This is a genomic window from Sphingobacterium sp. JUb20, from assembly GCF_004342035.1.
Lineage (GTDB): Bacteria > Bacteroidota > Bacteroidia > Sphingobacteriales > Sphingobacteriaceae > Sphingobacterium > Sphingobacterium anhuiense.
In genome coordinates this window covers 174913-195811 of the sequence record NZ_SLYV01000011.1, presented here as the reverse complement: position 1 = coordinate 195811, position 20899 = coordinate 174913, and the positions used below count along the sequence as shown (strand labels likewise).

The following is a 20899-nucleotide window of genomic DNA, read 5'->3' as shown; positions in this document are numbered from 1 at the left end:
CACAAACCTATGACTGTTTTTTATTTAGTTGCTTTCTTATCGATTTTTTTCGCGCTGATGACCATCTTCACGAAAAATCCTGTGCATAGTGTTTTATATCTTGTGATTACGTTTTTCACGTTTACCATTCATTATATTTTACTTAATGCACAATTCCTTGCTGCGGTTAATTTTATCGTCTATATGGGGGCTATTATGGTTCTTTTTCTATTCGTGTTGATGTTACTGAATCTGAATAAGGATACGGAACCCATGAAATCAAATCTTGTAAAAATGATGGGTGTTATTGCAGGTTGTTGTCTTGTTGTTGTTCTTTTTGGTGCATTACGAGTTTTTGACATCTCCAATCCATTGGTCGCTAAAGATCCTGATATTGGGCTAGTGAAAAATTTGGGAAAAGTATTATTTAAAGAGTTTTTGCTCCCGTTTGAATTGTCTTCAATTCTTTTGTTAACGGCTATTATTGGAGCAGTATTATTGGGGAAAAAAGAACCAAAAAAAATATAATGGAAACAGCAGTTCAACAATTACAAGGTGTTCCTATAAATCATTATTTGATTTTTTGTGGATTGATTTTCGCCATTGGCGTGATCGGAGTATTGATACGTCGTAATGTTATCATTATGATGATGTCAATTGAATTGATGTTAAATGCAGTAAATCTCTTATTAGCGGCATTCTCTGTTCATCATGGTGATGCTTCGGGACAGGTTTTTGTATTTTTTATTATGGCTCTGGCAGCAGCCGAAGTGGCGGTGGGTCTAGCTATTATTATTATGGTGTATCGCAATACGAAGTCGATAGACATTGAATCACTACATAAACTTCGTTGGTAATTTAAAGCATTAAAAAAAGAAAGATATTAGCTATGCGTGATTTAATTTGGTTAATTCCTTTATTGCCGTTGATTGGTTTTGTCATCAATGGAATAGGACGACAGGTGCTTTCAAAAAGTTTAGTTGGATTTATCGGTAGTGGTACCGTATTTATTTCGTTTTTATTGAGCTGTACTCTTTTTGTATCCATTTATGAGGCGCGTGCACTTGGTGAAACAGGTAGGATTAGCCAACATATTTTTGATTGGATTAAAATCGGGAATTTAGAAGTTTCACTTTCCTTTTTAGTGGATCCTCTAAGTGCGATTATGTTATTGGTAGTAACAGGAATTGGCTTTTTGATACATATCTATTCGATAGGTTATATGCAACATGATGAAGGATTTGCAAAGTATTTTGCTTATTTAAATCTCTTTATCTTTTTCATGTTGATCTTAGTCATGGGATCCAATTATTTGGTCATGTTTATTGGTTGGGAAGGTGTTGGACTTTGTTCTTATTTACTGATCGGGTTTTGGTATAAAAACAGTGATTATGGTGCAGCGGCTAAGAAAGCCTTTGTGATGAATCGTATCGGAGATTTAGGTTTCCTAATTGCGATCTTTTTTATCTTAAATACTTTTGGATCTTTGGAATTTTCCACCGTGTTTGAGTCAGCAAAAAGTTTTCCTGTAGGAGATGTGACGATCTTAACCATTACGCTATTACTCTTTGTAGCAGCAACCGGTAAATCGGCTCAGATTCCTTTATTTACCTGGTTGCCCGATGCGATGGCTGGTCCAACTCCCGTTTCTGCTTTAATACACGCAGCAACGATGGTCACCGCAGGGATTTACATGATTGCCCGTTCAAATATCTTATTTGTATTATCACCTTTGACGCTTCAGATCATTGCGATAATAGGCGTTTGTACCGCTCTATTTGCTGCAGCAACTGCACTGACACAGAATGATATTAAAAAAGTGTTAGCCTATTCTACAGTTTCACAATTGGGTTATATGTTCTTAGGATTAGGAGTTGGTGCATTTACAGGTGCTTTCTTTCATGTTTTAACACATGCCTTTTTTAAGGCTTTACTCTTCTTGGGTGCAGGCTCGGTGATACATGGCATGAGTGATGAGCAAGACATGCGAAAAATGGGAGGTCTTAAAAAGGCTTTACCCATCACTTATATGACCATGCTGATCGGGACTATCGCCATTTCCGGTATACCTCCATTTTCTGGTTTTTTCTCTAAAGATGAAATTTTAGCTCATGCTTTTGCTGCTAATCCAGTTTATTGGGTATTGGGATTTATTGGGGCATTGATGACTGCCTTCTACATGTTTAGGTTGATTTATTTAACTTTCTTTGGTTCTTTTAGAGGTACGGACGAGCAGAAACATCATCTTCATGAATCGCCTAAATCCATGACTTTACCATTAATCGTGTTGGCTGTACTGTCTATATTTGGTGGTATGCTTAATCTTCCTGAGGCATTGGGAGGTCAGGCTTGGCTAGCAACATTTCTGTCTCCTGTCTTTGCTGATGGAGCAAGTTTGCAAGAAATGCATACAATAACCCACAGTACTGAATATATGTTAATGGGAGTCTCTGTAGTAGGGGTTTTGGTTATGGCATTTGTTGCCTATAACAAATATGTGAAGCAGGGATCGGTGCCTGAACATGATCAAGTGAGCAGAACAGGCCTTGCAAAACTTTCTTACCATAAGTTTTATGTGGATGAGATTTATGAATTATTAATTATAAAACCGATTAATTGGCTTTCCGTATTTCTAGCAAGAATAGTTGATGGCTTAGGAATAGACGGTTTAGTAAATGGAATTGGTAAATCGTCCTTTATGACTGGAAAAGGAGTTCGCCTTTTACAAAGTGGAAATGTAGGTTTCTATCTTTTACTGATGGTCGTTGGAGCGATAGCCATCTTTTTATACGGTTTATTGAGTTTTTAACATTGTAATAGCTATTTGATCATCAATGGATAACCTATTTTTACTTATTCTAACTCCTATTATCGGTGCTATTTTTTTGTCCTTTGTATGTGAACATACACTAGCGAAAAGAGGGGCACTGGTACTGTCTTTGATTACGCTGGGTCTGACTATTCCTTTTATCTGTCAATTCAATCCTGAAGGCGACTTTAATTATGAACAGTCTTATCCTTGGATAACTGCTTTTGGTGTTAACTTCCATATTGGGGTTGATGGTATTAGCTTGCCTTTGTTAGTCCTGACTAATTTTTTAGTGCCACTCATTGTTCTCACAACTTTTAAGAAAGCCTTTAAAGGCAATTTCTATGCTTTAATGTTTTTTATGCAAAGTGGTTTGATGTTGGTTTTTTCTGCTATGGATGCTTTCACATTTTATGTGGGCTGGGAAGTTGCATTGATTCCGATCTATTTTATATGTGCTCTTTGGGGAGACGGTGACCGTATCCGGGTCAATTTGAAATTCTTTATCTATACTTTCTTTGGCAGTTTATTGATGCTGGTTGCGATTTTATATCTACACCAGCAAGTCGCGACTAATGATTTTGAATGGCATTCATTTGTTTCCCTAGATTTAGAAGCATCTACACAACGGTGGATATTTTGGGCTTTCTTTATTGCTTTTGCAATAAAAATTCCAATTTTCCCTTTTCATACATGGCAACCATCAACGTATACACATGCTCCTGCGGCGGGAACGATGCTTTTGGCCGGAATTATGTTAAAAATGGGTGTCTATGGTTTAATGCGCTGGCTTTTGCCTGTTGTACCTGAAGCGGTTGCTATATACGGTCAGCTTGCTATGATTTTATGTGTTTTTGCAGTTGTGTACGCGTCGATTATTGCGATACAGCAACAAGATTCGAAACGACTTATTGCTTATTCTTCTATTGCTCACGTTGGACTAATTAGTGCTGGGGTATTTACTTGGAATGTCACCGGAATGAGTGGTGCCATGATCCAAATGATCAACCATGGAGTTTCTGTTGTCGGATTATTTTTTGTACTGGATATTATTCAGGATCGTACCGGATCAAGAGATTTACGAGAATTGGGCGGTATAGCTAAGAAAGCGCCGCGCTTAGCCATCGTATTTTTAATTATTATCATGGGAGCTATCGGTTTACCATTGACAAATGGTTTTATTGGAGAGTTTTTGCTTTTGAAGGGGATCTATGAATATAGTGTTTGGTTTGCTGTTTTTGGTGGATTGACACTAATTCTTGGAGCTGTTTACATGCTTCGTTTATATCAAAAAACAATGCTTGGCACCACGTCCGAAAGAACAGCGCATTTTGTTGATATTTCTGGTGTCGAATTGTATACTTTGATCATCATTTCAGCAGTGATTATTTATTTAGGAATTTTTCCAAACAGCTTATTGCATATTTCTTCAGCGTCTGTATCCGTTTTGGCTACGTTTCTAGGGAGATAATTTTAGACTTAAACTTTACGAATAATAGATTCGATTATGGGGGCGATTATTACATTATCAATATTAGCATTATTGGTACTTTACTTAGGATTATTTAAGGCAAATAAATCATTATTACCGGTAGGTTTAGTGGGCCTGCTTGTTGTCATTGGACTATTAATTAAAGATTGGAAAATAGATGCATCTCCATTATACAATGGGATGATCTTATTTGATCACTATGCTATTGCTTTTTCAATATTATGTACTTTCGTGACAATATTGGTTTTTATACTATCTAAAGGATATTTCACGTCTTCAAGTGATCATGTGGCTGAATATTATACTTTATTGTTGTTCTCATTGCTTGGGGCTGTTCTGGTTAGTAGTTATCACAATTTAGCCTTATTGTTTCTAGGGATAGAGATCATGTCTGTTGCGCTTTATATCTTGGTCGGAATACGTAAGAAAGATCCAGCTTCCAATGAAGCGGCGATCAAATATTTTATCATGGGGGCATTCTCTACGGGATTTTTATTATTGGGAATAACCCTCTTGTATGGCGCATCCGGATCTTTTGATCTGATGATGATCAGAGACTATGTAACAGCGCATCCGGGTGCCATATCACCTTTATTTTACGGAGGAGTGTTGTTGATGATTATCGGTCTGACTTTTAAAGTTGGTGCAGCTCCCTTTCACTTCTGGACGGCAGATGTATATGATGGGGCACCGATCTTAATTACGAGCTTTATGAGCACAGTGGTTAAAGTAGCATCCTTCGCGGGCCTATTAAGATTATTTACCTTTTCGCTTTTGCCACTGCAAGATTTTTGGACACCTATATTTTTAGGAATTGTCGTGCTTACATTATTTATTGGTAATCTTTCAGCTTTAATGCAATCCTCATTTAAGAGGATGTTAGCTTACTCAAGTATTTCACATGCTGGTTATATGCTTTTTGCGGTGATTGGTATTGGAGCTAGCTCTGCGAATTCAATTTTTGTTTATGGAGCTTCTTATTCTTTGGCTACTGTTACTGCCTTTGCAGCTTTGATTTTAGTAAAACGAGCTGTTGGCTCAGATCATTTCGAATCATTCAATGGGTTGGCGAAAAAGAATCCTTATTTAGCAGCAATCCTCACTATTGCCATGTTGTCTTTAGCCGGTATTCCGTTAACAGCAGGTTTCATCGGCAAATTTATGATGTTCAGTTCAGTGATGGCTCAATACCATATTGTATTACTACTAATTGCGGTTTTAAATGCTGCGATTGCGGTGTATTATTATTTAAAAGTGGTTGTAGCGATGTATTTCAGGACTGCAGAGGGGAAAACTATACTAATAAATGCCAATTACGTTATTCTATTTATTGTTACTACTGTTTTAACGATTTTAATCGGAGTCTATCCGAATTGCTTTATGGAGTTAATTTAAAGGGAGGTTAATTAATATACTTAATGCATAGTTTGTAAAAACTATGCATTTTTTATTTTGATTTCATGCCTTATAATTTAAAGACAAATTGTATATTGTCAGTAGGAATAAGTAATTGCTGATATTCATGAAGTTTTTAATACCGATTATAACTATAATAAAAAGACTTTTTATTATTGCTGTTGTGCTGGGTATTTTAACAAGCCTAGGATTTGCGCAGCGAAATGTTAAAGGTCGTGTCATTGACGGTAAAACTGGAAAAGGAATCCCTTTAGCTAGTATCTCCTGGAGCGGTCATAGTGGAGGCACTTCGGCAGATACACTTGGTAATTTCAATATTGTGCTCCGGAATGAATATGACCAGATTGCCTTTCGGGCAGTTGGTTATGAGATTAAATTAATTGATCTTAATGAGGTTCAAGATTCGGTATTAAATGTATTACTTTTTGGCAAAGACAATAAAATTGGAGAGGTGGTTGTCAATGCCAAAGGTCGTAAGTATAAAGATCCTGCCTTAGCACTAATTGAAAATGTCATTTCTCATAAGGATGAAAATCATATCTCTAGATTAAATCATATTCAATATGAGGAATATGAAAAATCACAATTTGGTACGGTAGATTTTAAAGTAAAGCCAGGAAGATTGCCGGGTAAATTAAGATTTTTGTTTGAAAATAAAGATACAGTTAGTATACCTGGTAGTTCTATTTTACCTTTTTTCTTAGAAGAAAGTGTCTCGGAAGTCTATTCTACATTTAAACCTTCGCGGAAGAAAAAAATTATTACTGGACATAAGGTTACAGAATTAAACAAGCGTTATATCAATAATGCCAATATCCAAAGTTATTTTCAAGATCAATTTCGAAATATTGATCTCTACGAGAATAATATCCAGCTGATAAGTAAAGCCTTTTTAAGTCCGATAGCCGGTAATGCTCCTTCTTATTATAAGTATACAATTAGGGATACGTTAGTTAAAGATGGTGTACGCTATATCGAATTACATTTTGAAGCAAAATCAAAGATGGACGTGTTGTTTAAGGGATCAATATGGGTCTCCGATGATGACCGTTATGCCGTTTATTACGCAGAAATGGAACTTGGTGAAGAGGCCAATATTAATTGGGTCAATGGAATTAATATAGGTCTTGAGTTTGAAAAGCATCCTGCAGGACAAATGTTGCCAAAACGCGCTAACCTACAGATCTTATTCGGTACAGATAAGGGGAATGCCCTGTACGGGAAAAAGGAGACTTATTTCTCAAAATATAAAGATGAAGCGATAAATGATGAGCTATTTAAAGGCATTCCGATTGAGAAGCGCTATCTGGAACAAAAAGATTCTGTACAATGGGATCGGGTGAGAGTAGTGCCGCTTACAGAAACTGAAGCTAAGACTTACGTCAATATTGATTCTCTTTCAGAAATGAAATCGATTAATCGATTAATCTCAATTGGATATTTTTTAGTAAGAAGTTATTATAATGTTGGAAAATTTGAGTTTGGTCCTTTAGAATATACCTACAGTTTTAATGAAATAGAAGGAAGTAGAATTCGATTAGGGGGTAGAACAACGGAATTGCTTTCGAATAAATTCTTTTTTGAGGGTTATGTTGCCTATGGTACACGAGATCAGGAATTTAAATATTACCTCAATGTAGCGCAGTCTTTAAATGGAAAATCTATCGTACAGTTTCCTGCCCATTATCTATCGGCAACGATTCAACATGATGTTATGGAACCTGGTCGAGGTTTAAGTTATCTGAAAGGCGATGGTTTTTTTCAGTCCTTTCGAAAGAATAAACCGACTAAATGGTTATGGAATGATATCTACCGTCTTGAGCATTTAATTGAATTTGGAAATCATTTTAGTGTGAGTACCATGTTGACAAGACATGAAAGACAGGCCGCTGGGACCTTGTCTTTTGTGACAGGAAACGCTTCGCCAGATACGATTGCAGCGATCAACACAAATGATATACAGATCAAGTTACGTTGGGCACCTGGAGAACAGTTTTATTATAGAAATTTAGAGCGAACGCAGATCCGGAATAAATTTCCGATTCTGACTTTGCAATATAACAAAGGACTAGATGGTTTCTGGAATGCAAATCAACGTTATGATGCTTTGAGGTTTAAGATCTTTAAAAAGATATTTATGTCTCCTGCAGGAACAGCTGATATCGAATTTAGTGCTGGTAAGATATGGGGCACGGTCTATTATCCACTATTAGAGATGCCAGATATTCAAACGGATAAATCGGGTCCTTTGCAAAATTTTGATTTGATATCAAATATGGAATTTGTTGCAGATCGTTTTGTAAAGCTTGCTTATTATCACCATTGGGATGGCTACATATTCAACAGGATACCTTTATTGCAACGTTTAAAGTGGCGCGAAGTAACAGGTTTCAAGTTTTACTATGGACAAATCAGTGATCGAAATAATCCGGAATTTAATGAAAATCAGATTCAGTTTGACCGTGATGACGATGGTCTTGTTAAAACGCGGGTTATGGGCAATCAACCTTACATGGAAGGAATAGTAGGCATTGACAATATTTTTAAAATTTTTCGAGTTGAATATAAAAGAAGATTAACGTATTTAAATTATCCAAATGTATCCCGTGATACCTATGGTGTATCACTTCATTTAAATTTTTAGAAATTATGGAATATCAACATCTCTTATATCAAGTGGATAAGCATATTGCTTATATTACAATCAACAGAGCATCAGCGTTGAATGCTTTGAACCAACAAACATTGAGAGAGCTAGAAGCAACGCTTGTCGAAGCAAAGAAGGATCATGATGTCAAAGGAATTATTATTACCGGCGCAGGTGAAAAAGCATTTGTAGCAGGAGCTGATATTAAAGAATTTATAGATTTAAGTGAGGCCGAAGCGAAACTTCTATCACAAAAGGGGCATTATATTTTTACGGAATTGATCGAACAATCACCGAAACCTGTCATCGCCGCAATAAATGGATTTGCGCTAGGCGGTGGTTTAGAATTAGCGCTTGCCTGTCATATGCGCTTTGCTTCAGCAAACGCAAAATTGGGTCTTCCAGAAGTTTCTTTAGGTCTTCTTCCAGGTTATGGCGGCACACAAAGATTGACGCAATTGGTAGGACGTGGACGTGCATTACAGATGATCCTGACAGCCGATATGATCAGTGCTGAAGAAGGACTGAGAATCGGGCTTATTAATGAAGTACTGGATGCTGCTCATTTAATGAATCGAGTGGAAGAGGTTTTGGAACGTATATTTTCAAGATCAGCAACGGCGGTAACAGCAGCAATAGATGCGGTTAATGCATCAAACGAACAAACAAGGGATGGCTTTCAGGTGGAGATTAATCATTTTGCTGAACTTTTTGTAACGCGTGATTTTAAAGAAGGTGTTGATGCCTTTTTAACCAAGAGAAAGCCAAACTTCTAGTTATTATTTGCTTCTTCATATCGCGTTTTAAGTTATTATATTTATTGATCATCGTCTCACATCATTCTATCCATCCGGTCTGTTACCAGACTAATCATTGCCTTGCCTGTAGTTCATAAAACGTTTGCTTGGATGATCAGTCTTTGTTTGATGGATAACTGAATGATGATAGCTGGGGCAGTATTTTTCTTCTCTTCTGTGGACATTTGTTTTATAGGCATATAGCGTCGCGGTATCGCGTATTGACAGGTGTGACCATGATGACCATGCTGTCGTATCTCAACAAATAGAAGCCAAGGTAATTTAAAAGATGCAAGGATCGCAAGTTGGCGCCAAGGTAGAGATGGCCGATAGCGTCTTGAAGGTGGTCGAGATCGATGTTGATCTAAACATTATTGCGCAACGGGAGCGTGTCTTCGCACTATGGCGGCAAGCTTTCGGCATAGGACGAAATGATGCCGCTACGTGGGGAAATGATACAGACGTAGGTCGAAACGATTTCGCCACCTGGGGAACTGATGCAGACAGAGGTCGAAGCGATTCTGCCATGTGGGGAACTGACACAGCCGGTTGTCGAAATGATTTTGCAACGCGGGGAAATGAATCAGCCGTAGGTCGAAACGATTTCGCCTCTCAGGGGAATGAACCAGGCACTCGGGAGATTCGTTCCGCCACAGCGCGAAATGAAAGTTACATGAAATTAAATGCGTTCTTAATATATACTTATAGTTTCTTTTCTAGGAATGGTAACATGGTTTTATGGTATAATACTAGTGATGAAATTTGTCCCAAAAAATTAAATAACCTATTTTACATGCTGTATATTTAGAGATGATAAACTGTGATGAACCCTAAAATGGCTAAAGTGACCAAATTAAATCAAAAATAATTAAAATGGAAGCTCATAAAACACTTAAAAATATACATCCTGATCTTTTCTACAAGGTCGATATTATTGTTATTGGTGCAGGGCAGGCGGGTTTATCTGCGGCCTATTATCTCAAAAAGTTGGGAATCGAGCCAGGGAAGGGGTTTGTCGTATTGGATGATGAGTTTGCCGCAGGTGGAGCTTGGCAACATCGTTGGGATTCATTAACGCTTGATAATGTCAATGGGATTAATGATTTGCCGGGAATGGGATTTTCGGATGCCGTGGATACCACGGATACTACACTGCAAGCGAATACCGCTATTCCGAAATATTACGAACTATATGAAAAAAAGTTTGAACTTCCGATTATTCGTCCTGTTCGGGTGAGTGAAGTAACAGCGCGTAATGGACGATTTATGATACATACGAATGGTATTCAATTTAGTGCTCGCGGATTGATAAATGCAACCGGAACCTGGAAAACTCCCAATTGTCCTAAGTATCCGGGGTGGGAAAAGTTTAAAGGAAGACAGTTGCACACTGGAGAATATATAAATTCGGATGAGTTTGTTGGAAAGCATGTTATCGTTATAGGTGGTGGAATTTCAGCCATTCAACTACTGGGTGAAATTTCTCAGGTTACCCAGACCACATGGGTAACCCGTAAACCCGTAAATTTTAGAAAAGATGAATTCACTCCCGATGCGGGAAGGGAGGCTGTTGCTCTCGTAGAAAAAAGAGTACGTGAAGGTTTGGCTCCAAACTCGGTTGTATCGGTCACAGGCTTGCCTCTTACACCAGCTATTGAAAAAATGTTACGTGATGGTGTTCTTGATCGTAAGCCAATGTTTAAAGAGATTACCGAAACAGGTGTAAGATGGGAAGATGGGACGACTTTAGATGCTGCTGTTATTTTTTGGAATACAGGTTTTAAGCATACTCTGGATCACCTTGCTCCACTAAGTCTGATCAACGATAAGGGCGGTATCGAGCTATCAGGAAGACTGGCCACGCAGGTTACAAAGGATCCACGCATTCACTTAACAGGGTATGGTCCGTCAGCTTCTACAATTGGAGCTAATCGTGCTGGAGGGGCAGCCGCAAGAGAGTTAATTGCATATTTAAAGTTGTGAACGAATATTTGACTTAGCAAAGAGTAATACAAAATGTTATGAAAGTATATACCATCTAAAAAAAGCGACGGTTAGGTCGCTTTTTTTAGATGGAGAAGTTGAAGATTGTAACTACTTTCCTACTATTATCTTTTGTTGATGCGGCCTTTAAATTGGCTAATTCCATCCATAAAGACTTCCACAATTATTCTTCCTGCAGGGAGGTGTTTAAGATCATAGTCGAATGTGGCATTTTTAATAGCTTTATACTCATGTTTCTGCCATACGGTGCCATCCACAGTGATCTGAACGGTCATATCGCTTGCTTTATTCGATACGACATTCAATTGCGTGTGGTCCACTACTGATCGTGGATAGAGAGAGAATGCGTATCTGCCTGTTGTGGTATTGAATTCTAACCCCTTCACAGCATTGAAACTGAACATTTCACCGGTCCCACAATCGCTTTCGAATGCATGGATCAAATTTCCTTTCAGATCAAATATGCGAAGATGACCATCTCCATTTGCCGGCTGTGCCCAGAATTGTAACCCATTGCCTGCAGTATCGACAAGACGTAGTGAATGTTTACCTTCCGAGAGGCGTATCGTATCAGTGTATAGGGTTACAGGTTCTAATTGCGCCGCGGTTTTTTGAAAGATCGTATCTTGTTTAGCATTTAAAAGGAAAATACTGTTGTCTTTAGGCTTATTATTCGTTAATAATTGTAGGACAAAAGTTGCTGGAAATTTCTGTGCAGCAGTAAAGGTCGTTTGCATGTTATTGTCTCCGGACCAAGCATCTTTCTTTCCGTTGGGTTGATTAAGCGTGACAAGAAATAGATTTTCGCCATCTTTTTCCTGAATCTCACCGGGGAGTATCACTTCGGCAACTTGATTGAAAGGAAGATTTCCTTTCCAATGGAATGTTTTAGTCGGAAAACCCTGTGTTCCATATACAATAGTTAGTGAACGAACAGGGTCTGATCCTAAGTTTCTAAACATTATACGAGGGTCTGAGCTAGCCGGATTTAAACGGGAAAATCGTTGTTCATCATTGGGGACCATTATAGCTTCCACAGCGACATCTGTTTTTTGATTCGGGGCGCTGTACTCAAACAAATATGCCGCTATATTTTCAGCAGCCTGTATGTTGTCGGTGGCTGTATAAGGTTCCATTAATAAAGAGACTTGATGACTACCTGGCTTTGTCCATACATCGATCACATCAGGTTGTTGTAGGTCTCCGGGACACCAGTACGCGCGGTCAAATATCCAGGTACCACCTTGTGGGTAGAGCGGGTTGTCGCCACATTTTTTCCACATATCACGTTTATCAACGATTTTTCCGTCCACAGAAATTTCGCGCCAGCGGCTGCAAAACTCACTACATCCACGTGGTTTGTCCATACCGTGACCGGTGTGCTGTATGCGTATTCTGCTTAATGCCGCTCCAGCTGTAGAATTATAATTTACCGGTAAAAGATTATCCTCAATCTTCTCGTTGGGATCTCCGTATTTATAGGCCTTATTCCATAAAGGTTTTATACCAAGTGGTGTAACAACAGGAGGACCTGATAAGATTTCAAAATCTATCGTAAGCGCCCAACCGACTGTTTTATCTTCAAAGCCTGAATGCACATATACAATTTCCACACTATCTCGGAGAAACGGGGCGAAGTCTGTGACATCGACCTGCCATTTCCAATTCCATCCTTTGTTGTAAATACTTCCATATGGCGTGAGCATTCTACCCAGTTCATAGGAAAGTTCAGGAGCGTTTGCACCGCCTTTGCGACGCAATATAATATGATCCAAATAATCCCAGTGGGCAGTATGAAGGCTATCGGGGCTTCCCAGAGTAACGTGCATGGTTATTTTTCTGATGGAGGCATCTGTTTTGGGAAATAGACCCCATGCAGGGTATGGTTTTTCTCCTTTAATAGGATCGCAAATAATAGTTGCACGGTTATGCGTAACAATGTGGCTTATCGCTGGTTTTTGAGCAACTGCTCGACAACAGATGATGAGCGCAAATAGGGTTAGGATAGATTTTATGTTCATTAATTTGAAAAAATATTATTTAAGAAACTGCATAAAGATAAGATGTTTTACGCAATCTTATAATGAGGTAGGTGTGGCATTATTTGCATCTCAAATTTTGATCAATAAAAAAAGCGACTCTTTTGAAGTCGCTTTTCGTAGCCCGTAGGGGAATCGAACCCCTGTTTCTAGAATGAAAATCTAACGTCCTAACCCCTAGACGAACGGGCCATTTGTTTATTAATGTGATGCAAAGATAAGCGCATTTTTTACTCTTGCAAAATAAATGTGGCAACTTTTACGTAACTCTTTGAATTTGAATAAAATTATTTTTTTACAAGGTCTTTATTTGATAATAAATCAAGCTTATTCGACCACATAAGCTAGTAAATACGCATTGAACTTCTCATAATGAACATCGAAGTGACAATCGTGATACTCACTTTTTAAATGTAATTTCAAAATTCCTTCATCCTGATATTGAAAAGGAGCAATGGTCATATTATGTAGAAAGGAGACGCCACTATTACCCTGCAATTTATACACAGCCTCTTTAGCACTCCAACAAGCATAGAGCTGCGCTATACGGTTTTCGCCTGAAGTGATAAAGTCCAGTTCTTCTTCTTTTAAGAATTTATGTGCAATGCGTTCCACTTTGGATTTGATAAGCTCCATATCAATACCTACCTCGCCCACCGAACTGATGATCGCTCCTGCATAATCAAAAGAATGAGTGAGTGATATTTTTTGAGGAAAATTAGCTAGGTATGGTTTTCCATTTGCATCAGAAGGACAATCAATATACGCAGTCGTGTTTAATAACGTGCGTAAAAGGACGCGTGTAGCGAGCCAATGTAAACGACGTTTACCATTGGATAGGCTGATGAGTTTCTGTTCTTCTAGCGCGTCTAATTGCAATTGATTAGACAATGTTTGTTCATCTTCTTCAATACGCCAAATTGCAAATTTGGTATGCTGATCCAATTCTCGTAGGTATACTAAGCTCATAATCAAACTTAGTTAAATTTGTTTTCATTTAAAAGGAGCTTCGTCTGTAAATAAGCGGTTTTTCAGCTTTATTTTTTGATATGAACTTACTACGACCTGAAGAAGTATGATAAAAATTAATTCCTAATATTTCCATAAGAAATATTAGGAAATGCTGTAAAATATCAACGATTACCGTATTTTTGAAAAAAATGGTTGCTGTTCACTTTTCTAAACGATTGGGAGTCAGCTTTAACCTATACAAATATTGAATAATCATGATTTTATCGGATAAACGTATACTAGAAGAAATAGAAAATGGCAATATTGTTATTGAACCATATGATCGTAAATGCTTGGGGACAAACTCGTACGATGTTCACTTAGGTAAACATCTGGCGACCTATAAAAACCGTGTTTTGGATGCGAAACATCATAATGAGATTGATCATTTTGAAATTCCGGAAGAGGGATTTGTTTTAGAGCCCAATACATTATACCTCGGGGTTACGTTAGAATATACCGAAACACATAAACATGTTCCCTTCTTAGAAGGAAAATCGAGTACGGGTCGTTTAGGTATCGATATTCATGCTACTGCCGGAAAGGGTGATGTTGGATTTTGTAATACGTGGACATTGGAAATTTCCTGTGCACAGCCTGTTCGCATCTACGCGGGAATGCCGATAGGACAACTTATTTATTTCGTAGTTGAGGGAGAGGTGGAAACTCTGTATAATACAAAGGGTAATGCAAAATATAATACCAAGACGACCAAGCCTGTGGAGTCTATGATGTGGAAAAACTCATTTTAAAATAAAAAAGAGCAAAGACTTTAAAATCTTTGCTCTTTTCGTTTGAAATCTGCTTAACCTCCAAATTCCATTAAATAGGCTTTTAAGAATTCGTCCAAGTCACCATCTAGCATAGATTGTGTATTAGAGGTTTCGTAATTGGTTCTTAAATCTTTAATTAATTTATAGGGGTGTAATACATAGTTTCTTATTTGAGATCCCCACTCGATTTTCTTTTTATTACCTTCGATTGCGTCGGTTGCCTCTTGGCGTTTCCGCATTTCGATTTCATACAGTTGTGATTTCAAAAGGCGAAAGGCATTTTCTTTATTTTGTAATTGTGATCTAGATTCTTGATTCTTAATGATAATACCAGTTGGCTTATGGTGTAATCGTACTGCAGTTTCTACTTTATTTACGTTTTGACCTCCAGCACCACCTGCACGGAAAGTATCCCACTCAATTTCGGAATCTTTGACCTCGATTTCAATGTTGTTGTCAATTAATGGATAGACATATACAGAGGCAAATGAAGTATGACGCTTGCCGTTTGAATCAAAGGGTGAAATACGAACTAAACGGTGGACACCATTTTCACCCTTTAGATAACCATATGCAAAATCTCCGGAAATTTGGAGTGTGACAGTTTTTATTCCTGCAACTTCTCCCTCTTGCGAATCCTGTTCAGTTACTTTATAACCATTTTTCTCACCCCACATGATATACATACGCATCAACATGGCCGCCCAGTCACAACTTTCTGTTCCGCCGGCTCCAGCAGTAATCTGCAGAATGGCGTCTAGCTGATCTTCTTCGGCGCTTAGCATGTTCTTGAATTCTAATTCTTCCACCGCTTCTAAAGCAATATGATACTGTTCATTGAGCTCCGCTTCCGTAGCGTCGCCGGCTTGATAGAATTCATATAATACACCGGTATCATCGACAGCTGCCGCGACCGAATCAAAGTGATCCGTCCATACCTTCTGTACTTTGATAGACTGTAATATTTTTTCTGCAGCTTTTGAGTCGTCCCAAAAATTAGGCTGTAAGGTAATTTCTTGGTCTTTTTCTAGCAGTTCTTTTTTGACATCGATGTCAAAGATGCCTCCTCAGGGAAGTTACACGATCCCTCAAATCTTGAATTTGTTCTTTGGTCATAATAACAAAGATACGGCTTTCTATAGGAAATGCCCAAAAAGCTGCGATATGAACTTCGGTAATCGGGATAAATTTTTATATTTCCTCAATAGTATAGTTTTTATTGGAAGAGGAGAAATCGATAACTTTGTTTATAGATATGGTACAATTAACATTGTAAATAAAACAAATTTATCTAAGTTTGATTAAAATAGAAAAATATGTTACCAAAAATAGATTTTACTGAGACAGCGGCTTACCGCTATTTAGCCGATCATTATATTCGCATAAACGAGCATAGCTTGAAAGATTTATTTGCTGCAGATGACTTTAGATTTGAGAAATATAGTATTGAATTTAATGATTTGCTCTTAGATTATTCAAAAAATAGAGTGAACGATGAGACGTTAGCTTTGTTACGTCAGTTGGCAAAAGAATGCCAATTAAGCGAAGCTATAGAAGCAATGTTTCAGGGTGAAAAAATCAATGAAACGGAAGGGCGTCAGGTATTGCATACGGCTTTGCGTAATCAATCTGGTAAAGCAATATTTGTTGACGGTCAAGACGTGATGAAAGATGTGAATGCTGTTTTGGCACAGATGGAGTCATTTACGAACCGCATTTTATCAGGTGAATGGAAAGGCTATACTGGAAAAACGATTACCGATGTGGTGAATGTAGGTATCGGAGGATCTGATCTAGGTCCAGTAATGGTGACAGAGGCTTTAAAGGCTTATCGCACACATTTAAATATGCATTTTGTATCTAACGTGGATGGAACGCATATTGCAGAGGCTATTAAAAACCTTGATCCAGAGACAACCTTGTTCCTGATTGCATCAAAAACTTTTACAACACAGGAAACGATGGCAAATGCAAATACTGCTCGGGATTGGTTCTTAGAGAGTGGGGCACAACAGACTGATGTTGCGAAGCATTTTGCAGCGTTGAGTACGAATACCGCTGCTGTTGCCGCATTTGGTATCGATACTAAAAACATGTTCCAATTTTGGGATTGGGTTGGTGGACGTTACTCGCTATGGTCTGCGATCGGTTTATCGATCAGTTTAGCTGTTGGTTTTGATCATTTCAAAGAATTATTAACGGGCGCATTTGAGGCCGATGAGCATTTTAGAACAGCTGCATTTGAAGAGAATATTCCGGTTACTTTGGCATTGTTAGGTATTTGGTATAATAATTTTTTTGAAGCAGAAAGTCACGCAATCTTACCATATGATCAATATTTACATCGCTTTGCAGCGTATTTTCAACAGGGAGATATGGAGAGTAATGGTAAGTGTGTGGACCGTAACGGTAATGCTGTGGATTATCAAACAGGTCCAATTATCTGGGGTGAACCTGGTACAAATGGACAGCATGCTTTTTATCAATTAATACATCAAGGAACTAAATTAATCCCTTGTGATTTCATTGCACCTGCTATTAGCTTAAATCCGATAGGCAAGCATCATCAGATGTTACTTTCGAATTTTTTCGCCCAGACAGAAGCATTAATGAATGGAAAATCTGAAGAAGTTGTTGTTGCTGAACTAAGAGCCGCGGGTAAATCGGAAGAAGAAATTGAAAAGCTGAAAGCATTTAAAGTGTTTGAAGGAAACAGACCTAGTAATTCTATTTTACTTAAAAAAGTAACACCACGTTCTTTGGGTACTTTGGTTGCGTTCTATGAGCATAAAATATTTGTACAGGGGATTATCTGGAATGTCTTTAGTTTCGATCAATGGGGAGTAGAATTAGGGAAGCAGCTTGCCGGTCAAATTTTACCTGAATTAGAGTCAGAAGATATCATTACGACACATGATTCGTCGACAAATGGTTTGATAAATCAATATAAAGCTTGGCGCGTATCATGCTAACAACATAAAAAAACCGGGGTAAATATTTTAACCCCGGTTTTTTTTATGTTGTTAGCTTTTATAAAGATAGAATTTCAACTATTCTTAATAAATCCTGATTGATTGAATCAATGTGTTTAATTGCTTTGTTGAAAGATATAAATTGTACTTCGCCATGAACTAAACCTGCCATTTCACCTTTGCGTCCCTCTAGCAGGGCCTCCACAGCGGCAACTCCTAATCTGCTGGCCAATACTCTATCCATACATGTTGGGCTTCCACCACGTTGTATATGACCTAATATCGATAAACGAACATCATATTTAGGAAAGTTCGCTTTGATTCTTTCTGACACAACCATGCCACCTTCCGAATCGCCTTCGGCAACAATGATGATACGTGAAGATTTGCTTTTGCGTGTTTTATCTAAGCGTTTCATGATGGCGTCGTAATCCACATTAAACTCAGGGATTAAAACGGCTTCAGCACCTGTGCTGATACCCGATCTTAGCGCAATCAATCCTGAGTCTCTACCCATCACTTCAATTACAAAAAGACGGTCATGAGATTCTGCTGTATCTCTAATTTTGTCAACAGCCTGTATAACGGTATTTATAGCCGTGTCGTAACCTATTGTAAAGTCAGTACCAGCAAGGTCATTGTCAATTGTACCTGGTAGACCAATGATAGGAATATCAAATTCCTCTAGAAATTTGGATGCACCTGTAAAAGTTCCATCGCCACCAATAACGACTAAAGCATCGATACCAGCCGCTTTTACATTTTCATAAGCTTTCTGACGACCTTCAATAGTTCTGAATTCATCACTTCTTGCTGTTTTTAAAATGGTGCCACCGCGTTGTATAATGTTCGCGACAGATTTAACGTCCATGGCATACATATCACCACTGACCAGGCCGTCATAACCTCTTTTAACACCAAAAACATTTAAACCATTATATATACCTGCTCTAACTACCGCGCGAATGGCAGCATTCATTCCTGGAGCATCTCCTCCAGAAGTTAATACTGCTATATTTTTAATATTACTCATAATTCAAACTTAATAAATCTTATTTCGATTTGCAATATAAACCAGTTGAATGAAAAAAACAACTTATTTGGGTTATCTATTTGTAAATTGATCACCCAAATAAGTTGCGATTGCGTTTATTCTTTGCTCGTACTGCGGGCGATTCAACAAAATCAACGCCCCATAGAGTCTTTATTTTTTTGCATGGAATGCATCAATACCACTTTGTAAAAAAGCTTTATATTCAGCAATATTTCTATTGGCACCTGACTGCGGGACTAATACTTTGCCTGATGCATCTACAATAACATATAGAGGCTGAGAATTACTATTGAAAGCCGAAGCTTGAAAATCACTATTTTTATTGCCAATTGTTTTAATTTTCTTGCCACTATATTTAGATACAAATTGCTCGTTTGCCGGTAGATCTGTCTTATCATCAACAAACAACTCCGCCATAACAAATTCCTCTTTCAATAATTTTGCAACTCCGGGGTCGGTCCAAACATTTGCTTCCATTTCACGGCAATTGACACAACCCCAACCTGTAAAATCAATTAGAACAGGTTTATTCAATTCTTTAGCGGCTTCTAAGGCTTGATCATAGTCATAGTAAGGATCAAATCCTTTGGGAGTACCGCGTTTGTGGAATATCTCTGCATATTTTTTCACTTTACCGTCCGAGTGCGTTGGCGTACTTGCTACTCCAGCAGATAAATCAAAATCCTGAGTTGCTGATGGTGGTAAAAATGCGGATATGGATTTCAAAGGAGCTCCCCATAGTCCTGGTATCATGTACATCACAAAAGCAAAGACTATTATCGCTAAAAATGTACGTGGTACGGATAAGAATTTGAGCTCACTATCATGAGAAAACTTAATTTTACCAATAAGGTAGAGACCCATTAAACCGAATATAACGATCCATAAAGAAAGGAATACTTCACGATCAAACCAATTCCAATGGTAGGCAAGATCAACATTTGATAGGAATTTTAATGCTAAGGCTAACTCCAGAAATCCGAGGACTACTTTGACACTATTTAACCAGCCTCCTGATTTTGGAAGGGATTTTAATAATGAAGGGAACATTGCGAATAATGCAAAAGGAATTGCTAATGAAATAGAAAAACCAAGCATACCGATTGCTGGTCCTAAGCGCTCGCCTTTAGAGGCTGCTTCTACCAACAACGTACCTATAATAGGTCCTGTACAGGAAAAGGAAACTAAAGAAAGGCTAAATGCCATGAAAAATAGACCTACCAAACCACCTTTGTCTGATTTTGCATCCATTTTATTGACAAATGAACTTGGTAGTGTGATTTCAAATGCGCCAAAAAATGATGCTGCAAAGACGACTAGTAGTAGGAAGAATAAGAAATTAAAGATACCATTTGTAGAAAGTGCATTAAGAGCATCAGAACCAAATAAAATGGTAATGATCATGCCCAGTGCAACGTAGATGATGATGATAAATAATCCATATAGTAAAGCTTTACTTATTCCACTGGCTCTTGATCCTGATTGTTTTGTAAAGAAACTGACGGTCAACGGTAACATCGGAAAGATACAAGGCATCAATAATGCCATAAAACCTCCAACTAAACCTGCGATGAAAATACCCCAGAGTGATTTTTTTTCTTCGGGAGCTTGATCAATTGCTGATTGCGTCAGGGCTTTAGTTGTATCCTGACTGAGGGTATCAGGACTTTCAGAGAAAACCAAATCCTCTGTCACTTCCACAGGGGATGTTGTATCAGCTGATTCTGAAAATTCGATTCCTTCTACACTAAGTAATGAGTCTTGTGCTGTTGCAAAAGAAAGAACAGGAATAAATAAACTGAAAATAACGAAGTAGATTAAAAATAGTTTCTTTTTAGCCATTATATATAGAGTTCTAAGATAATTTGTAAAATTAAAAAAAGACATTGAGAATCACCTTATTGTT

At 37.9% G+C, this 20899-nt stretch carries 16 protein-coding genes and 1 tRNA gene; 11 read left to right on the top strand and 6 right to left on the bottom strand.

Features of this window, described 5'->3' with window-relative positions:
- The first annotated feature begins 9 nt into the window (after nt 1-9).
- The 9 genes from EDF66_RS19060 to EDF66_RS19020 all read left to right on the top strand — a co-directional run bounded on the left by EDF66_RS19060 (nt 10) and on the right by EDF66_RS19020 (nt 11123).
- Nucleotides 10-507 (top strand): NADH-quinone oxidoreductase subunit J, encoded by a 498-nt coding sequence (locus tag EDF66_RS19060; RefSeq protein WP_132769965.1) that lies wholly within the window; start codon nt 10-12, stop codon nt 505-507.
- Complete coding sequence (nuoK, locus tag EDF66_RS19055) at nt 507-836, top strand: NADH-quinone oxidoreductase subunit NuoK (protein ID WP_132769964.1); 330 nt, start codon at nt 507-509, stop codon at nt 834-836. Before EDF66_RS19060 ends, nuoK begins: the two co-directional genes overlap by 1 nt.
- Before the next feature lie 32 nt (nt 837-868).
- Entirely contained in the window at nt 869-2788 is a 1920-nt protein-coding gene (gene nuoL / locus EDF66_RS19050) for an NADH-quinone oxidoreductase subunit L (protein ID WP_132844358.1), read from the top strand.
- A gap of 25 nt (nt 2789-2813) precedes the next feature.
- Nucleotides 2814-4259: a NuoM family protein gene (locus EDF66_RS19045; RefSeq protein ID WP_132769961.1), complete on the top strand. Its 1446-nt coding sequence runs from the start codon at nt 2814-2816 to the stop codon at nt 4257-4259.
- 36 nt (nt 4260-4295) lie between these two features.
- Nucleotides 4296-5675, top strand: coding sequence for an NADH-quinone oxidoreductase subunit N (locus tag EDF66_RS19040; RefSeq protein WP_132769959.1), 1380 nt, complete (start codon nt 4296-4298; stop codon nt 5673-5675).
- 127 nt (nt 5676-5802) lie between these two features.
- On the top strand, nt 5803-8340 hold the full coding sequence (locus EDF66_RS19035; RefSeq protein WP_132844356.1) for a DUF5686 family protein: 2538 nt from the start codon (nt 5803-5805) through the stop codon (nt 8338-8340).
- Nucleotides 8341-8345: 5 nt separating this feature from the next.
- On the top strand, nt 8346-9119 hold the full coding sequence (locus EDF66_RS19030) for an enoyl-CoA hydratase/isomerase family protein (protein WP_132844354.1): 774 nt from the start codon (nt 8346-8348) through the stop codon (nt 9117-9119).
- A 310-nt stretch (nt 9120-9429) separates the two neighbouring features.
- Entirely contained in the window at nt 9430-9948 is a 519-nt protein-coding gene (locus tag EDF66_RS19025; RefSeq protein ID WP_132844352.1) for a hypothetical protein, read from the top strand.
- A 65-nt stretch (nt 9949-10013) separates the two neighbouring features.
- Entirely contained in the window at nt 10014-11123 is a 1110-nt protein-coding gene (locus EDF66_RS19020; protein WP_132844350.1) for an NAD(P)-binding domain-containing protein, read from the top strand.
- A gap of 125 nt (nt 11124-11248) precedes the next feature.
- Here the strand turns inward: EDF66_RS19020 and EDF66_RS19015 are convergent, their stop codons facing one another.
- The 3 genes from EDF66_RS19015 to EDF66_RS19005 all read right to left on the bottom strand — a co-directional run bounded on the left by EDF66_RS19015 (nt 11249) and on the right by EDF66_RS19005 (nt 14152).
- On the bottom strand, nt 11249-13165 hold the full coding sequence (locus EDF66_RS19015) for a peptide-N-glycosidase F-related protein (RefSeq protein WP_132844349.1): 1917 nt from the start codon (nt 13163-13165) through the stop codon (nt 11249-11251).
- 138 nt (nt 13166-13303) lie between these two features.
- Nucleotides 13304-13375: transfer RNA gene (locus EDF66_RS19010), tRNA-Glu, on the bottom strand.
- A gap of 135 nt (nt 13376-13510) precedes the next feature.
- On the bottom strand, nt 13511-14152 hold the full coding sequence (locus EDF66_RS19005) for a 4'-phosphopantetheinyl transferase family protein (RefSeq protein ID WP_021191394.1): 642 nt from the start codon (nt 14150-14152) through the stop codon (nt 13511-13513).
- A gap of 257 nt (nt 14153-14409) precedes the next feature.
- Between EDF66_RS19005 and dcd the strand changes: the two genes are divergently transcribed.
- A complete protein-coding gene (dcd, locus tag EDF66_RS19000; RefSeq protein ID WP_021191395.1) occupies nt 14410-14946 on the top strand; it encodes a dCTP deaminase in 537 nt (178 codons plus the stop codon).
- A 53-nt stretch (nt 14947-14999) separates the two neighbouring features.
- On the opposite strand, the gene prfB is transcribed toward dcd, so the two are convergent.
- A protein-coding gene (prfB, locus tag EDF66_RS18995; RefSeq protein WP_132844347.1) for a peptide chain release factor 2 occupies nt 15000-16083 on the bottom strand; the annotation gives its coding sequence in 2 pieces (ribosomal slippage) (nt 15000-16022 and nt 16024-16083; 1083 coding nt in all).
- A gap of 200 nt (nt 16084-16283) precedes the next feature.
- Here prfB and pgi point away from each other — a divergent pair.
- Nucleotides 16284-17939 (top strand): glucose-6-phosphate isomerase, encoded by a 1656-nt coding sequence (gene pgi, locus EDF66_RS18990; RefSeq protein ID WP_132844345.1) that lies wholly within the window; start codon nt 16284-16286, stop codon nt 17937-17939.
- 58 nt (nt 17940-17997) lie between these two features.
- Here the strand turns inward: pgi and pfkA are convergent, their stop codons facing one another.
- Together pfkA and EDF66_RS18980 are read right to left on the bottom strand one after the other, a co-directional pair.
- Complete coding sequence (pfkA, locus tag EDF66_RS18985) at nt 17998-18972, bottom strand: 6-phosphofructokinase (protein ID WP_132844344.1); 975 nt, start codon at nt 18970-18972, stop codon at nt 17998-18000.
- A gap of 171 nt (nt 18973-19143) precedes the next feature.
- Nucleotides 19144-20835: a protein-disulfide reductase DsbD family protein gene (locus tag EDF66_RS18980; RefSeq protein WP_132844342.1), complete on the bottom strand. Its 1692-nt coding sequence runs from the start codon at nt 20833-20835 to the stop codon at nt 19144-19146.
- Nucleotides 20836-20899: the final 64 nt, after the last annotated feature.

What these genes read in the sequence shown, in the direction of transcription:
- EDF66_RS19060 (WP_132769965.1), top strand. Translation starts at nt 10, where the DNA reads ATGACTGTTTTTTATTTAGTTGCTTTCTTATCGATTTTTTTCGCGCTG.
- EDF66_RS19025 (WP_132844352.1), top strand. Translation starts at nt 9,430, where the DNA reads ATGCAAGGATCGCAAGTTGGCGCCAAGGTAGAGATGGCCGATAGCGTC.
- nuoL (WP_132844358.1), top strand. Translation starts at nt 869, where the DNA reads ATGCGTGATTTAATTTGGTTAATTCCTTTATTGCCGTTGATTGGTTTT.
- EDF66_RS19030 (WP_132844354.1), top strand. Translation starts at nt 8,346, where the DNA reads ATGGAATATCAACATCTCTTATATCAAGTGGATAAGCATATTGCTTAT.
- pgi (WP_132844345.1), top strand. Translation starts at nt 16,284, where the DNA reads ATGTTACCAAAAATAGATTTTACTGAGACAGCGGCTTACCGCTATTTA.
- EDF66_RS19045 (WP_132769961.1), top strand. Translation starts at nt 2,814, where the DNA reads ATGGATAACCTATTTTTACTTATTCTAACTCCTATTATCGGTGCTATT.
- dcd (WP_021191395.1), top strand. Translation starts at nt 14,410, where the DNA reads ATGATTTTATCGGATAAACGTATACTAGAAGAAATAGAAAATGGCAAT.
- nuoK (WP_132769964.1), top strand. Translation starts at nt 507, where the DNA reads ATGGAAACAGCAGTTCAACAATTACAAGGTGTTCCTATAAATCATTAT.
- EDF66_RS19040 (WP_132769959.1), top strand. Translation starts at nt 4,296, where the DNA reads ATGGGGGCGATTATTACATTATCAATATTAGCATTATTGGTACTTTAC.
- pfkA (WP_132844344.1), bottom strand. Translation starts at nt 18,972, where the DNA reads ATGAGTAATATTAAAAATATAGCAGTATTAACTTCTGGAGGAGATGCT.
- EDF66_RS19005 (WP_021191394.1), bottom strand. Translation starts at nt 14,152, where the DNA reads ATGAGCTTAGTATACCTACGAGAATTGGATCAGCATACCAAATTTGCA.
- EDF66_RS18980 (WP_132844342.1), bottom strand. Translation starts at nt 20,835, where the DNA reads ATGGCTAAAAAGAAACTATTTTTAATCTACTTCGTTATTTTCAGTTTA.
- EDF66_RS19015 (WP_132844349.1), bottom strand. Translation starts at nt 13,165, where the DNA reads ATGAACATAAAATCTATCCTAACCCTATTTGCGCTCATCATCTGTTGT.
- EDF66_RS19020 (WP_132844350.1), top strand. Translation starts at nt 10,014, where the DNA reads ATGGAAGCTCATAAAACACTTAAAAATATACATCCTGATCTTTTCTAC.
- EDF66_RS19035 (WP_132844356.1), top strand. Translation starts at nt 5,803, where the DNA reads ATGAAGTTTTTAATACCGATTATAACTATAATAAAAAGACTTTTTATT.